This is a genomic window from Pseudaminobacter soli (ex Li et al. 2025), from assembly GCF_029892515.1.
Taxonomy (GTDB): Bacteria; Pseudomonadota; Alphaproteobacteria; order Rhizobiales; family Rhizobiaceae; genus Pseudaminobacter; species Pseudaminobacter soli_A.
In genome coordinates this window covers 108,081-120,722 of the sequence record NZ_JARXVF010000007.1, presented here as the reverse complement: position 1 = coordinate 120,722, position 12,642 = coordinate 108,081, and the positions used below count along the sequence as shown (strand labels likewise).

General features: G+C 63.3%; 15 protein-coding genes. 9 read left to right on the top strand and 6 right to left on the bottom strand.

Annotation, left to right across the window (positions count from 1 at the left end):
* Positions 1–12: 12 nt before the first annotated feature.
* Positions 13–702 carry a phosphate regulon transcriptional regulator PhoB gene (gene phoB / locus M2281_RS23790; protein ID WP_280823682.1) on the top strand — a complete coding sequence of 230 codons (690 nt, stop codon included), beginning with the start codon at positions 13–15 and terminating at the stop codon, positions 700–702.
* Here phoB and M2281_RS23785 read toward each other — a convergent pair.
* Complete coding sequence (locus M2281_RS23785) at positions 681–1,934, bottom strand: ROK family protein (protein ID WP_280823681.1); 1,254 nt, start codon at positions 1,932–1,934, stop codon at positions 681–683. The genes phoB and M2281_RS23785 overlap by 22 nt on opposite strands.
* Positions 1,935–2,161: 227 nt before the next feature.
* Here M2281_RS23785 and xylF point away from each other — a divergent pair, with 227 nt between their 5' ends.
* From xylF to M2281_RS23765, 4 genes are all read left to right on the top strand, one after another.
* Positions 2,162–3,205 (top strand): D-xylose ABC transporter substrate-binding protein, encoded by a 1,044-nt coding sequence (xylF, locus tag M2281_RS23780; protein ID WP_280823680.1) that lies wholly within the window; start codon positions 2,162–2,164, stop codon positions 3,203–3,205.
* A 150-nt stretch (positions 3,206–3,355) separates the two neighbouring features.
* Positions 3,356–4,735, top strand: a complete 1,380-nt coding sequence (locus M2281_RS23775) for a sugar ABC transporter permease (RefSeq protein WP_280823679.1) — start codon at positions 3,356–3,358, stop codon at positions 4,733–4,735.
* 14 nt (positions 4,736–4,749) lie between these two features.
* Complete coding sequence (locus M2281_RS23770) at positions 4,750–5,538, top strand: ATP-binding cassette domain-containing protein (RefSeq protein ID WP_280823678.1); 789 nt, start codon at positions 4,750–4,752, stop codon at positions 5,536–5,538.
* A gap of 91 nt (positions 5,539–5,629) precedes the next feature.
* Complete coding sequence (locus M2281_RS23765; protein WP_280823677.1) at positions 5,630–7,291, top strand: CHASE domain-containing protein; 1,662 nt, start codon at positions 5,630–5,632, stop codon at positions 7,289–7,291.
* Positions 7,292–7,351: 60 nt separating this feature from the next.
* Here the strand turns inward: M2281_RS23765 and M2281_RS23760 are convergent, their stop codons facing one another.
* The 4 genes from M2281_RS23760 to M2281_RS23745 all read right to left on the bottom strand — a co-directional run bounded on the left by M2281_RS23760 (position 7,352) and on the right by M2281_RS23745 (position 10,215).
* A complete protein-coding gene (locus tag M2281_RS23760; RefSeq protein WP_280823676.1) occupies positions 7,352–7,678 on the bottom strand; it encodes a hypothetical protein in 327 nt (108 codons plus the stop codon).
* 212 nt (positions 7,679–7,890) lie between these two features.
* Positions 7,891–8,937 carry a sensor histidine kinase gene (locus M2281_RS23755; RefSeq protein ID WP_280823675.1) on the bottom strand — a complete coding sequence of 349 codons (1,047 nt, stop codon included), beginning with the start codon at positions 8,935–8,937 and terminating at the stop codon, positions 7,891–7,893.
* 190 nt (positions 8,938–9,127) lie between these two features.
* A complete protein-coding gene (locus M2281_RS23750) occupies positions 9,128–9,295 on the bottom strand; it encodes a DUF1328 domain-containing protein (RefSeq protein WP_280823674.1) in 168 nt (55 codons plus the stop codon).
* A gap of 125 nt (positions 9,296–9,420) precedes the next feature.
* Positions 9,421–10,215 carry a response regulator gene (locus M2281_RS23745; protein WP_106725236.1) on the bottom strand — a complete coding sequence of 265 codons (795 nt, stop codon included), beginning with the start codon at positions 10,213–10,215 and terminating at the stop codon, positions 9,421–9,423.
* Positions 10,216–10,430: 215 nt separating this feature from the next.
* Here M2281_RS23745 and M2281_RS23740 point away from each other — a divergent pair, with 215 nt between their 5' ends.
* Both M2281_RS23740 and M2281_RS23735 read left to right on the top strand, forming a co-directional pair.
* Entirely contained in the window at positions 10,431–10,631 is a 201-nt protein-coding gene (locus M2281_RS23740; RefSeq protein ID WP_280823673.1) for a NepR family anti-sigma factor, read from the top strand.
* Between the two features lie 4 nt (positions 10,632–10,635).
* Complete coding sequence (locus tag M2281_RS23735; protein ID WP_280823672.1) at positions 10,636–11,184, top strand: RNA polymerase sigma factor; 549 nt, start codon at positions 10,636–10,638, stop codon at positions 11,182–11,184.
* Here the strand turns inward: M2281_RS23735 and M2281_RS23730 are convergent.
* Positions 11,170–11,559 (bottom strand): response regulator, encoded by a 390-nt coding sequence (locus M2281_RS23730; protein ID WP_280823671.1) that lies wholly within the window; start codon positions 11,557–11,559, stop codon positions 11,170–11,172. The two genes, M2281_RS23735 and M2281_RS23730, sit on opposite strands and share 15 nt — an antisense overlap.
* Positions 11,560–11,719: 160 nt before the next feature.
* On the opposite strand from M2281_RS23730, the gene M2281_RS23725 reads away from it, so the two are divergent.
* Together M2281_RS23725 and M2281_RS23720 are read left to right on the top strand one after the other, a co-directional pair.
* Positions 11,720–12,055, top strand: coding sequence for a DUF883 family protein (locus tag M2281_RS23725; RefSeq protein WP_280823670.1), 336 nt, complete (start codon positions 11,720–11,722; stop codon positions 12,053–12,055).
* Positions 12,052–12,525, top strand: a complete 474-nt coding sequence (locus tag M2281_RS23720) for a hypothetical protein (protein ID WP_342394296.1) — start codon at positions 12,052–12,054, stop codon at positions 12,523–12,525. The genes M2281_RS23725 and M2281_RS23720 overlap by 4 nt, the downstream gene beginning before the upstream one ends.
* Positions 12,526–12,642: the final 117 nt, after the last annotated feature.

Sequence of the window (12,642 nt, the reverse complement as noted above, 5' to 3'; positions counted from 1 at the left end):
GGCAAAAAGGTAATGATTGCACCAAAAGTCATGGTCGTGGAGGACGAGGAGCCGCTAGGCGTCCTGCTCCGCTACAATCTCGAATCCGAAGGCTATCAGGTCGAGGTCGTCACGCGTGGCGACGAGGCCGAAATCAGGCTTCAGGAGAACGTGCCGGACCTTCTGGTTCTCGACTGGATGCTGCCGGCGATCTCCGGCATCGAGCTTTGCCGCCGCCTGCGCATGCGGCCCGAAACCGAGCGCCTGCCGATCATCATGCTGACGGCGCGCGGTGAGGAAAGCGACCGCGTGCGCGGCCTGTCGACCGGTGCGGACGACTATCTGGTCAAGCCGTTCTCGACGCCCGAGTTCATCGCACGCGTGAAGGCGCTGCTGCGCCGGGCCAAGCCCGAGGTGCTGTCCAGCGTGCTGAAGGTCGGTGACATCGTGCTCGACCGCGAGGCGCACCGCGTCTATCGCCGCAAGAACGAGATCAAGCTCGGGCCCACCGAGTTCCGGCTGCTCGAATTCATGATGCGCCATCCCGGCCGCGTGTTCTCGCGCACGCAACTGCTCGACAATGTCTGGGGCGAGACGATCTATATCGACGAGCGCACGGTGGACGTCCATGTCGGGCGCCTGCGCAAGGCCGTGAACCACGGCCGCATGCCTGACGTCATCCGCACCATTCGCGGTTCCGGCTACGCGATCCGGGAAGACTGAGAAACCGGGTTGTCCGCAGCCGCAAGGCCGGCCGCGAAGAGTTCTTCGTCGACGAAGGTCAGCGCGCGCATGGTGCAGCCTTCGCGGATCAGCGGCCTTTCGTTCGGTTCGGTGTCGAAGGAAATCGCCTTGTTGTGCTGGCCGCCGGCGGTCCGGTCGATCGCCACGCGCAGCGGCGGCTCGATGAGGTCGAAGGCGGCGGCGCCGATGCCGACCACGGCGACGGGTGCCGGATCGATCAACGCAAACAGGCTGCCGAGGCCAAAACCGATCGCCTCTCCCGCGACGCGGAAGGCCTCGCGCTCGGGGCCGTCGGATGCGCGCGCCCGGTCTGCCAGGTCGCGGATCTCCTCGTCAGAAATGTCGGCCAGCGGGGCCTCGTCTTCACTCCTTAGCCCGGCGTTGCGCCAGATGGCGTAGTTGCCGGCATAGGCTTCGACGCAACCGCGCCGGCCGCAGCGGCACAGCGCGCCGTCGGGCCGGTGGATCATGTGGCCGAACTCGCCGCCGGAGGATTGCGTGCCGGTGAACAGCTCGCCTTTCAGCATCATGCCCATGCCGATGCCGTGCGACAGCAGGATGGCGATGAAGTCGTTGCGATAGCGCTCGGGCCGACGCCATCTCAGCGCCACCGCGATCATGTTGCAGTCGTTCTCAACGGTGACGGGAATGCCTGTGGCCGTTTCGAGGCGGTCGCCGAACTCGATGTCGGCATGCGGCGTGATGGGCGACCACAAAAGCATGCGCGAGGCGGAATCGGTGATGCCCTGCACGGCCATGCCGATGCGCAGCACCTTTCGCCCGGCGGCGTGGCGTTGCTCCAGCTGGCGGCGCACCATGGCGACGCAAAGGCCGATCAGCTCCTCGCGCGACATGGACAGCGTGTCGATCTTGCGCTCTTCCTCCGAAACCAGCTGGCCCGAATAGTCGACCACGGCGACCGACAGATAGTTCAGCGACAGCACCACCGTGACGATCTCGGCCGCATCGGCGGCAAGGCCGAGCGCCACCTGCGGGCGGCCACGCTTGGCGGTCGCGGCTTCCGCCCCCTTGATCTCAATGAGGATGCCTTCAGCGATGAGATCGGCGGAGATGGCAGAGATGGTCGAATGGCTGAGGCCGGTGGAGCCCGCGATTTCAGTGCGCGAAGGCTGGCCGGTCCGGCGCACGGCTGCAATCACCATGGCGCGGTTGCGCTTCCTGAGATCGTCGTGACGGATCGCGACGGACATGTGCGGTTTTCCTCCCGGCCCTGTCCGCTTCTGGAAACTGCGGCGCGATCTCTGGGCTTGAACGTTGCCGACATTCCAGTTTGCAGGCCCTGCGTCAACGGCCTGTCGAAGCATATTGACAGAACTCCGGGCATGCGTCATTCTTTTTTTCGAGGCTCGAAAAAAAGAGCTTCAGGGAGGCTCATGCCAACGTCATAGCGCTCCTGAGGGGGTGCAGGGAGGAAATCATGAAGAAGTTTGCAACCGCCATGCTGGCGGGTGTTGCGCTGGCCATGTCGCTGGCGGCTGTCGCCGAGGCGAAGGACAAGGTCGTCGGCGTTTCGTGGTCGAATTTCCAGGAAGAGCGCTGGAAGACCGACGAAGCCGCCATCAAGGCCGCGCTTGAAGCCGCGGGCGACAAGTACATTTCGGCGGACGCGCAGTCGTCGGCCGCCAAGCAGTTGACCGACGTGGAAAGCCTGATCTCGCAGGGCGCCAACGCGCTGATCATCCTGGCGCAGGACTCCAGCGCAATCGGGCCCGCCGTCGAAAAGGCCGTGGCCGAGGGCATTCCGGTCGTCGGCTATGACCGCCTGATCGAGAACAAGGACGCCTTCTACCTGACCTTCGACAACAAGGAAGTTGGCCGCCTGCAGGCCAAGGCGGTGTTCGAGGCCAAGCCCGAAGGCAACTACGTCTTCATCAAGGGCAATGGCGCCGACCCGAACGCTGACTTCCTGTTCTCCGGCCAGATGGAAGTGCTGAAGGAAGCCATCGCCGCCGGCAAGGTCAAGAATGTCGGCGAGGCCTATACCGACGGCTGGCTGCCAGCCAACGCCCAGAAGAACATGGAGCAGTTCCTGACCGCCAACGACAACAAGGTCGACGCGGTCGTGGCCTCCAATGACGGCACCGCGGGCGGCGCGATCGCAGCGCTGGACGCACAGGGCCTGGCCGGCTCGGTGCCGGTGTCGGGCCAGGACGGCGACCATGCCGCGCTCAACCGCATCGCGCTCGGCACGCAGACCGTGTCGGTGTGGAAGGATGCGCGCGAACTCGGCAAGGCGGCGGCTGAAATCGCCTCGCAGCTCGCCGACGGCAAGAAGATGGACGAAATCCCGAATGCAACGAAGTGGTCGGACGGCCCCAACAAGGTCGAGATGACCTCCGTCTTCCTCAAGCCCGTCGCCGTCACCAAGGACAACCTCCACCTCGTCATCGACGCCGGCTGGGTTTCCAAGGACGTGGTCTGCCAGGGCGTGAAGGCAGGATCGACGCCGGCCTGCAACTGACGCCGGCCCCGGTCGGGCTCGCCACCGTCCCGCCGGGCGAGGGGCGAGGCCGATGTTAGGAACGACGCCGCGGTTTGACGAAAACCGCGGCGTTTTATTAGGGTGCAATGCCGGCAGGAAACCGTTGACGGCCGCCGGCGGGAGGATGTCATGACGCAAGTGACAACAGGCGAGCCCCCGGCTCAGCAGGCTCAGGAATTCGCCGACCGGGCGCGGGCGTCCGAGACCGGCGCCATCGGGCGGTTTTTGAAAGCCACGGAACTCGACACGCGCATGCTGGGCATGATCGGCGCGCTGCTGGTCATCTGGATCGGCTTTCAGTTCATCTCGAGCCTGCGCCTGGGCGTCAGTCCGTTCGAGCTGGACAGCCGCACCTTCCTGACCGCGCGCAATCTCTGGAACCTGTCGGTCCAGTCGTCCTCGGTTGCCGTCATGGCGACGGGCATGGTGCTGGTGATAGTCACCCGTAACATCGACCTGTCGGTCGGCTCGATCCTGGGCGTCTGCGGCATGATCATGGGCGTGACCCAGGCCTTCATCCTGCCGCACTATGCCGGCTATTCGCTCGGCGATCCGTCAATCTGGATCATTGCGCTCGCAGCCGGCCTCGTCGTCGGCCTGACGATCGGCGCGCTGCACGGCTTCCTCGTCGCCTATCTCGGTATTCCCGCCTTCATCGTCACGCTGGGCGGCCTGCTGGTCTGGCGCGGCGCGGCCTGGTGGGTCACCAGCGGCCAGACGGTAGCGCCGATGGACGCCACCTTCCGCCTGATGGGCGGCGGGCCGGAAGGCTCGATCGGCGCGACCTGGAGCTGGGTGGTGGGTCTCGTCGCCTGCGCCGCCGTCGTGCTGATGCTGATGTCGAACCGCAACCAGCGCCGACGCTTCCGTTTTCCGCAGCGCCCCCTCTGGGCGGAGGCGTTCATAGGTGCCGTGACCTGCATACTCATCCTCGCCGGTGTCCTGGTCGCCAATTCCTATCCATGGCCGGCCGGCACGGTGAAGAAATATGCCGAGGCCAACAACATCACCATTCCGGACGGCGGGCTGTTCATTGCCCATGGCATCGCCATTCCGGTGCTGATGGCGATTGCCGCCGGCATCATCATGACCTTCATCACCACGCGCACGCGCTTCGGCCGCTATGTCTTCGCCATCGGCGGCAATCCGGAAGCCGCGGAGCTGGCCGGCATCAACACCCGCTGGGTGACGATGAAGATCTTCATGATCATGGGCTTCCTGGCGGCGATCAGCGCGGCGATCTCGACGGCGCGCCTCAATGCGGCGACCAATGCGCAAGGCACGCTGGACGAGCTTTTGGTCATCGCCGCGGCCGTCATCGGCGGCACCTCGCTGTCAGGAGGCGTGGGCACCGTCGCCGGGGCCATGCTGGGCGCGATACTGATGCAGTCGCTGCAATCTGGCATGGTGCTGCTGAATGTCGACACGCCGCTGCAGAACATCGTCGTCGGCATCGTGCTGGTCCTGGCCGTTTGGCTGGACACGCTCTACCGCCGCCGCGTGCATTGAACCGGGAGGCCACGATGGACCAGATACGCACCCCGCTCGTCGAGCTTCGCAACATCTCCATCGCCTTCGGCGGCATCCGCGCCGTGGACGACGCCTCAGTCGACCTGCATGCGGGCGAGGTCGTGGCCCTGCTGGGCCACAACGGCGCCGGCAAGTCGACGCTGATCAAGATCCTGTCGGGCGCCTACAAGCGCGATGCCGGGAGCATACTCGTCAATGGCGAGGAGGCGGCGCTCGGCAATCCGCGCGATGCCAAGAGATATGGCATCGAGACGATCTACCAGACGCTGGCTTTGGCCGACAATGTCGACGCTTCCGCCAATCTGTTCCTCGGCCGCGAGCTGAGGACCGGCTGGGGCACGCTGGATGATGTCGCCATGGAAGCCGAGGCGCGCAAGGTGATGGGGCGGCTCAATCCGCGCTTCCAGCGCTTCAAGGAGCCGGTCAGCAAGCTGTCGGGCGGTCAGCGCCAGTCGGTGGCGATTGCCCGCGCCATCCTGTTCAACGCGCGCATCCTGATCATGGACGAGCCGACGGCAGCACTTGGGCCGCAGGAGACGGCGCAGGTGGGCGAGCTGGTCAAGCAGCTCAAGGCGGACGGCATCGGCATCTTCCTGATCAGCCACGACATCCACGACGTTTTCGAGCTGGCCGACCGGGTCTGCGTGATGAAAAACGGGCAGGTGGTCGGTACGGCGCGGACTGAGGACGTCACCAAGGACGAGGTGCTCGGCATGATCATCCTGGGCAAGTGCCCGCCTGGCGCGATACCGGGGCCGGGCGCAATGAACATGGCTGCGTAATCAGGATTGTCACAATGGTTGAGGCCTTGCTCCCTCAATCAGAAGGGCAGTCCATTGCAATCGTTCCGCTACCCTTTAATAAGAGTAGTATATGAGCGATGGAAGTGCCCGCCCGTTGAAGAAGTTCTTTTCCGTTGCCGCGTTCCTGGCTGTAGCCCTTGCCAGTCTTGGGCTGGCGAGCTTTGCCTACGTCGCTTCGCAAGAGGCGGCGCGCTTCAAGTTCGAAGCCACCGTCGACGATGCGATGAACCGCATAGAGGGTCGGCTCGACCTGCAGCTTTCGCTGCTGCGCTCGACCCAGGCGCTGTTCCAGGCGCGCGATGGCGCCATGTCGCGCGACGAGTTCAACGCCTTCTATGACGCGCTCGACGTCAAGGACAATTTCAAGGGCCTGCGGGGCATCGGCTATCTCGGCTTCGGCACGCATGGCGAAGAGCCGGAACTCGAAAACCGCATCCAGCAGATTCACGGTGTGAACCGCTCGATCCATCCCCCTTCGACCCAGGACTGGCGGACGCCGGTGCTGCTCTATGAGCCGACCAATACCGATCTCACCGGCATCGGTTTCGACATGTTCACCGACCCGGCGCGGCGTTCGGCCATCGAGATGGCCGTGCACAGCGGCCAGCCGCGCGCCACCGGCCGCATCCTTCTTGGGGAGGAAAGCCCGGAAATCCAGCGTGTGCCGGGGTTCCTGGTCTTTGCCAGCGTGACCGACAAATCGCCGCGGACCAATACCGATCCCAAGCCGGACGTCGTCGGACTGGTCTTCGTGGCCTTCCGCACCGGCGACCTGTTCCAGGCGGCGCTTGGCGCCGCTCCTGCCTTGCCGGTCAGTGCCGAAGTGTTCGACGGGGCGGCCAGCGACGAGCATCTGTTCTACCGCTCGACCGTCCCGCCCTCCACCGCCTATGGCGACGACTTTCGGGTGACGCGCACGATCATCCTGGCCGGCCGGCCCTGGACGCTGCGCTTCCGGCCGACCGTCGGCTTCTCCGAGCCGTCCTCGCCGACGATACCGGTGCTGCTCGGCCTGTTCGGGTTGCTGCTGGCAGGTGCTGTGGCCCTGGTGGCCCGCTATCAGGAACGTGCCTACGAAGCCGTCTCGCAGCTTCACGAGACGACCGAAAAGAGCCTGCTCGAAAAGGACCTGATGCTTCAGGAAATGAAGCATCGCATCAAGAACTCCATCACCCGCGTGCTGGCCATGGCGCGGCAGACCGCAGCCCACTCGCCCGACCTCAACGAGTTCTCCAAATCCTTCGCCGCCCGCCTCCAGGCAATGGCCGCCTCGCAGGACATGCTCACGCGCTCGCGCTGGCAAAAGGCCGATCTTCGGGAACTGCTGGAGATCGAGCTGGGGCAGGCCTTCGGCAAGGAGCTTCCGGAGGACATGCTGACCGGCTCCATGGTGCTCTTGGACGAGACCATGACCCAGGCTCTGGGCCTGACTTTCCACGAACTGGCAACCAATGCGCTGAAATATGGCGAAGTCAGCGAATCCATGGGGGCCCTCAAGGTCAGCTGGACGGTGACGGGCCAGGGCAAGGACAGGCGCCTGGTGCTTACCTGGAAGGAAAGCAGCAGCAAGCCGATCGAGCCGCCCACCCGCATCGGTTTCGGCACCAAGCTGATCGACATGAACATCGAGCGCGAGCTCTACGGCACGATCAAGCGCGAGTACGGTTCCGATGGGCTCCTGGTGCTGATCGAAGTACCGCTGACGCCGCCCACCAAGAAACAGGCCGCATAGCCAACGGCATCTAAGCGACGCCAAGCGATCCCGCTTGGCTGCAAAATGCTCTGGGTCAACCTACTTGGCCAGCAGGTTTACTTGCTGCGGAGATGGCGTGGAGGCGGTGACCGTCGGGTCGGGGAAATCGATCGAAGCGACGAGCCTGCCGTCGGGCGTGACGTCCCAGTTCAGCTCGGCGTCTTCCTCTTCCATCGCCGGGTCGACGAACACGCATTTGCCGAAAACACGCGGCCGCCTGCCCTGCACATCGTTCAGCGCGAACGGAAGTGCGGCGTCGCACTCCTCGCTGGTTTCATAGATCGGAACAGGCGCGGGCAGCTCGCTGCATTGTTTCAGGTCGCCCGAACATCCGATGATCAGAAGCAAAGCAGCAATGTGTTCCATCGCGGTTTCCTCTCACGAGGAAAACGAATCGACTGACAAGCGGTTCCACGATTCTTGGGGAAGGCAAGAACTATTTTGAGGCGCGGGGGAACTACTCGGAGGAGCCTAGAGCAACGGTCATTCTGACGAATGCAATTCCGCTGCTCTACCTGTTTTCCTAGCCGCATTTGTGCGGCGCCAGACAATCCAGTCTGGCTGCAAAATGCTCCAAACTATTCGAGCTCGAAGCTGTCGCCGGGGATCACCAGCTCGTAGCGCAGCATGTCGTTGTCGAAGCTCACGCTGGCCGTGCCGTTGAGCGAGGTCGGGACCACGCGCTCCAGCGCAACGCTGCCGAAGCGCTTTTCGTTCGGCGTGCGGACGGCGTGGCCGATGGCTTCTGTCCAGGTCAGCGACAGGGCCGCCTGGTCGTCGTCGCCTTGCGGGATGAGGTTGGCCGCGACGGTGACGGATCCACCGTCGCGCGAAAGCGCGCCGTAGTTGACCGAATTGACGGCAAGCTCGTGCAGCGCGAGCCCGATATGGATGGCGGCATTCGGATTGAGGTAGGGGTTTTCGCCCTCGAACACCACCGCCCGCCTGGCGTCGCTGCTGTAGCGCCCGACCTGGCTGACCACCAGTTCGCGCAGGTCGGCACCGCGCCAGTTGGACGAAGTGACGAGATCCTGCGACGAGGCCAGCGACTGTAGCCGGCCGCGGAAGCGCGACAGGAACGTGTCGATCGAGCCGGAATAACGGCCGGTCTGGGTGGCGATGCTCTGGATGATTGCCAAGAGGTTCTTCGACCGGTGGCTGAGCTCGCGCAGCAGCGCCTTCAGCGTCTGCTCGCGGCGCTTCTTCTCGGTGATGTCGATGGCGGTGGTGATGATGCCCCGCGAGGATTCCTCGGGGTCCCTGTCAGCATCGATCCAGACGTCGAACCAGCGCGTGCCGTCATTGTGGGGGAGGTGGATTTCCAGGCTTTCCGGCTGGCCAGTGTCGAAGACCGCCATCTTGGCCGCCCGCAACTGCTCGGCCTGCGCGGGCGGGAGGAAATCGCTGTCGGTCTTGCCGATGACGTCGCCCGATGCCCAGGCTGCGGGCAGGTTCTGCGTCCACAAGACGCGCAGGTCGCGATCCTGGTAGACGACGGAGATGCCGGTGTTGCGCAGGGCGCGGATGAGGCTGCGGCCGATATCGTGGGTGCCGCCGCCACGCGTGGCCACGACGGTGCTTGAGCCGCCCTTAGTGTGTTCGTGCCCGCCAGCTGTCGTTGTCATCGTTCAACATTTATCCCCACGCGCAGGTTGAACGATTCAATCTGTGATGGGTTCCCGCTAGATACCCTGCACCTTCATGCGGCGTCCGCCGCTGGTCTTCCGCCGCGCCCTTAAAGGCTGATCCGGCGGTCGCCAAGAAGCCGACTCAGGACGGCTTCCGGCATTATGTCACCTTTTTCGAATTTACACGTCACTGCGCTCGGCGAACGAGGCCGGCGATCAGCGAAATCACAAGGAATGCCAAGAAAATGAAAAACAAAATCTGTGCGAGGCCGGCCGAAGTGCCGGCAATGCCGCCAAAGCCGAGTGCGCCGGCGATGATGGCCACAACTAGAAATACCAAAGCCCAATAAAGCATTTATTCTTCTCCCTATTTCGTTGCTGGGAAACGTTGAAGCGCAGCTTTTGTTCCAGAAGCCGCCTTGGTCAAAGAAAAAGGCCGCCGCGGGCGACGACCTTTCCGAATGCGCCGGACTAATCCGGTCAGGCGGCGGCCCTGGCCTGCCTGTCGAAGAAAAGTGCCTGACTGATCAATGCCTTGACCATTTCAGGGTTGAACGGCTTGGTCACCAGGAAGGCCGGCTCGGGCCGTTCGCCGGTGAGCAGGCGCTCCGGGAATGCTGTGATGAAGATGACCGGTACCGAGGACGAAGAGAGGATCTCGTTGACGGCGTCGATACCGGAGCTTCCGTCGGCAAGCTGGATGTCGGCCAGGATCATCTTGGGCCGGGTGCGGCCAAACATGGCGATCGCCTCGGTGTGGGTGCGTGCCGTGCCGACGACGCGGTGGCCCAGGCTTTCGACCATTTCCTCGATGTCCATGGCGATCAGCGGCTCGTCCTCGATGATCAGGATGTCGGTGGCAACCTGGCGCGAGATCTCGTTGCTGGCCTGCGAGAGGAGATCAAGGAATTCTTCCTCAGTGACGCCGAGGATCTCGGCGGCCTCAGCATTGCTGAAGCCTTCCACCGTCACCAGCAGGAAGGCCTGGCGCGGCACCGGCGACAGTGCCGTCAGATTGGCCGCGGCGCGCTGCTCCCACGGGGACTCGGCCTCTTCCTGCGGCACGCGGATGGCGACCGAGGTGAAGAGCTTGGCAAAGACCTTGTAGAGCGCGATGCGTTCGCTGGAGGCTTCGGGGAAAATGCTGACATCAGCAATGATCGCCTCGAGTACGGCCGCCACCAGCGCATCGCCGCTTTGCTGCGATCCGGAGACCGCGCGTGAGAAACGCCGCAGGTAGGGCAGATGAGGGGCGATTGTTGCGGATAGACTCATGGTAGGATGCTTCCCTCGCATGGCGACTTGGAATTGATAGTTTGAAACACCAACTCCTTCAACGCGGTGCCGCTGAAAAAGTTCCTGCCAAAAATGGAACCAATTCCTTGTTGCTGCGTTTAGATGCAGATTGGGCGACGTGGGGGTGGTTTTCGTTTGCCTAGATTCAGGCTTTGCGAGCCGCCCAAACGGGTAAAACAGGACGACATCTCAGAATGACCAGACAGAACGCCGGCGTCGAACCCGCAGCTTCGCGCCGCCAGGGGGCAAGCGATCCCCTCGGCTCGAATTCAGAAATTGGCCGCAAACTTAAGCAATATTATGACGAGCTGCTCTCCGACGACGTGCCGGAGCGCTTTAGTCAGTTGCTATCGCAACTGGAGCAGGCTGAGCCTCTTCAGAAGAAGGAGGGATGACTGCATGGCTGTTTCTACCGCGTTCAAGAACGACCTGCTCGCAGCTATCCCCAATCTGCGGGCCTTTGCCGTGTCCTTGACGCAAAATGCCGACAAGGCGGACGACCTCGTCCAGGAAACGCTGGTCAAGGCCTGGGACAAGCATGAGAGTTTCCAGATGGGAACCAACCTCAAGGCCTGGCTCTTCACCATCCTCCGCAACGAGTTCTACTCGCAGATGCGCAAGCGCGGCCGCGAGGTGCAGGACAGCGACGGTGTGATGACCGAGCGCCTGGCCGTGCATCCCGCCCAGCATGGCCTGCTCGATCTCGAGGATTTCCGCGGCGCGCTTGAGCAGCTGCCGCAGGACCAGCGCGAGGCGATCATCCTTATCGGCGCGTCGGGCTTTTCCTATGAGGAGGCAGCCGAAATCTGCGGCTGCGCCGTCGGCACGATCAAGAGCCGCGTCAGCCGTGCGCGCAACAGGCTTCAGGAGATTTTGAAGATTTCCGGCGAGTCCGAATATGGCCCCGATGCGATCTCGGCGCAGGTGACCGGGTCAAACGCGGCCTGAGCCACTGAGACGGCTGATCGCAATGGCGAGCGCCTCCATGAGATCCCCGCCCGAATAGGGCTTGTCGACCACCGGGATGCCGGGAAAGGCCTGAAACACCTCATCCATGTCCGTGTAGCCGGACGCGAAGATGAAGGGCAGGCGCTGTGCGCGGATACGGCGCGCAAAGCTGAGTGTCGAAATACCGCTCACCATGATATCGAGGATCGCCGCGTCGAAATTCGCCGCGACCGTATCCTGTTCGATCTCGTCCAGATCCTTGACGATCACGACATCCCTGGCGCCATTGTCGCGGCAAAGCTGCTCGACATCCATGGCGATCAGGAACTCGTCTTCAAGTAGCAGGATTCGCATGCCGGCGAGTATATCGGACACTCAAATCACCCATTTTGGAATATTCGTAGACCATGGCGACAAACGCCGGGCCTGTCATTTAGAAATGGCATATATACTTAATATCGCTGCGGAACTTCCTCGGGGAACCTCGCAGGGTATGAAACGTTTGCAGGCCAACGAGAACTTGAGGAGTTGAACTATGCCAGCAGCAACAGGCAAATCCAGCAAGACCGGCAACGACGGCGGCGCCAGCCCTGATCTCGATGCCGATATCCGCCAGTTGCGGGCCGACATCGCCAGGCTGACGGAGCAGCTCAACGTCACTGGCGAACACTCCTATCGCACGGCGCGGCGCGCCGCCAAGGAAGGCGTGGAGCAGCTGAAGGTCCAGAGCGAGGCAGCCATGGAAGGGCTGCGCAGCAATGCCAAGGACCTCGAGGAACAGATCCTGACCGCCGTCCGTGAAAAGCCCGTCACCTCGCTGGCCATCGCCGCCGGTATCGGTTTCCTCTTTGCCATGATGTCACGCCGTTGAGCGGCGCGGGGGGGGCGAACACGCTGGCCACGCTGCTGGCAAACTTCGCTTCGGGGGAGGCAATGGTTGCGGCGCGCCGCGCGCGCCAGACGGCGATCGCCTATCTGCTGGCCGCAGCTGCCGCTTTGTGCGGCGTCGGTTTCCTGATCGGCGCCGGCTACATCTGGACGGCACGGCGCTACGGAGCATTGGAAGCCTCGCTGGGTTTCGGCATCGGGTTTCTGGTTCTGGCCGGCCTCATCCTCATCATCTACAGACTGGTGCTGGATCGCCGCCGTGAGCGCGAGATCCGTCAGCGCAATAAGGAAATGACCAATCTCGCCATTGCCGCGGGTCTCAATGCGGTACCGTCCTTGCTGAGCAGCAAGGCGGGGCTGGGCGCCGCGCTGGCGGCGGTTGCCTATGCCATCTACCGCGAGAACAAGGCCACCAAGCCAGACGTGTCGGATGAGGAAGGCGGCGAGGGCTGACGGCCTGCTGCCTACGGCTCCAAGTTCTATCCTGCTGTTGTTTTGGTGCGTCCTTCGAGACGGCGCTTCGCGCCTCCTCAGGATGAGGGAGGTTGGCGCCGACGGTCCTGACCCCAG

What these genes read in the sequence shown, in the direction of transcription:
- M2281_RS23765 (WP_280823677.1), top strand. Translation starts at nt 5,630, where the DNA reads ATGAGCGATGGAAGTGCCCGCCCGTTGAAGAAGTTCTTTTCCGTTGCC.
- M2281_RS23770 (WP_280823678.1), top strand. Translation starts at nt 4,750, where the DNA reads ATGGACCAGATACGCACCCCGCTCGTCGAGCTTCGCAACATCTCCATC.
- M2281_RS23735 (WP_280823672.1), top strand. Translation starts at nt 10,636, where the DNA reads ATGGCTGTTTCTACCGCGTTCAAGAACGACCTGCTCGCAGCTATCCCC.
- M2281_RS23745 (WP_106725236.1), bottom strand. Translation starts at nt 10,215, where the DNA reads ATGAGTCTATCCGCAACAATCGCCCCTCATCTGCCCTACCTGCGGCGT.
- M2281_RS23760 (WP_280823676.1), bottom strand. Translation starts at nt 7,678, where the DNA reads ATGGAACACATTGCTGCTTTGCTTCTGATCATCGGATGTTCGGGCGAC.
- M2281_RS23750 (WP_280823674.1), bottom strand. Translation starts at nt 9,295, where the DNA reads ATGCTTTATTGGGCTTTGGTATTTCTAGTTGTGGCCATCATCGCCGGC.
- M2281_RS23740 (WP_280823673.1), top strand. Translation starts at nt 10,431, where the DNA reads ATGACCAGACAGAACGCCGGCGTCGAACCCGCAGCTTCGCGCCGCCAG.
- M2281_RS23755 (WP_280823675.1), bottom strand. Translation starts at nt 8,937, where the DNA reads ATGACAACGACAGCTGGCGGGCACGAACACACTAAGGGCGGCTCAAGC.
- M2281_RS23785 (WP_280823681.1), bottom strand. Translation starts at nt 1,934, where the DNA reads ATGTCCGTCGCGATCCGTCACGACGATCTCAGGAAGCGCAACCGCGCC.
- xylF (WP_280823680.1), top strand. Translation starts at nt 2,162, where the DNA reads ATGAAGAAGTTTGCAACCGCCATGCTGGCGGGTGTTGCGCTGGCCATG.
- M2281_RS23725 (WP_280823670.1), top strand. Translation starts at nt 11,720, where the DNA reads ATGCCAGCAGCAACAGGCAAATCCAGCAAGACCGGCAACGACGGCGGC.
- M2281_RS23775 (WP_280823679.1), top strand. Translation starts at nt 3,356, where the DNA reads ATGACGCAAGTGACAACAGGCGAGCCCCCGGCTCAGCAGGCTCAGGAA.
- phoB (WP_280823682.1), top strand. Translation starts at nt 13, where the DNA reads ATGATTGCACCAAAAGTCATGGTCGTGGAGGACGAGGAGCCGCTAGGC.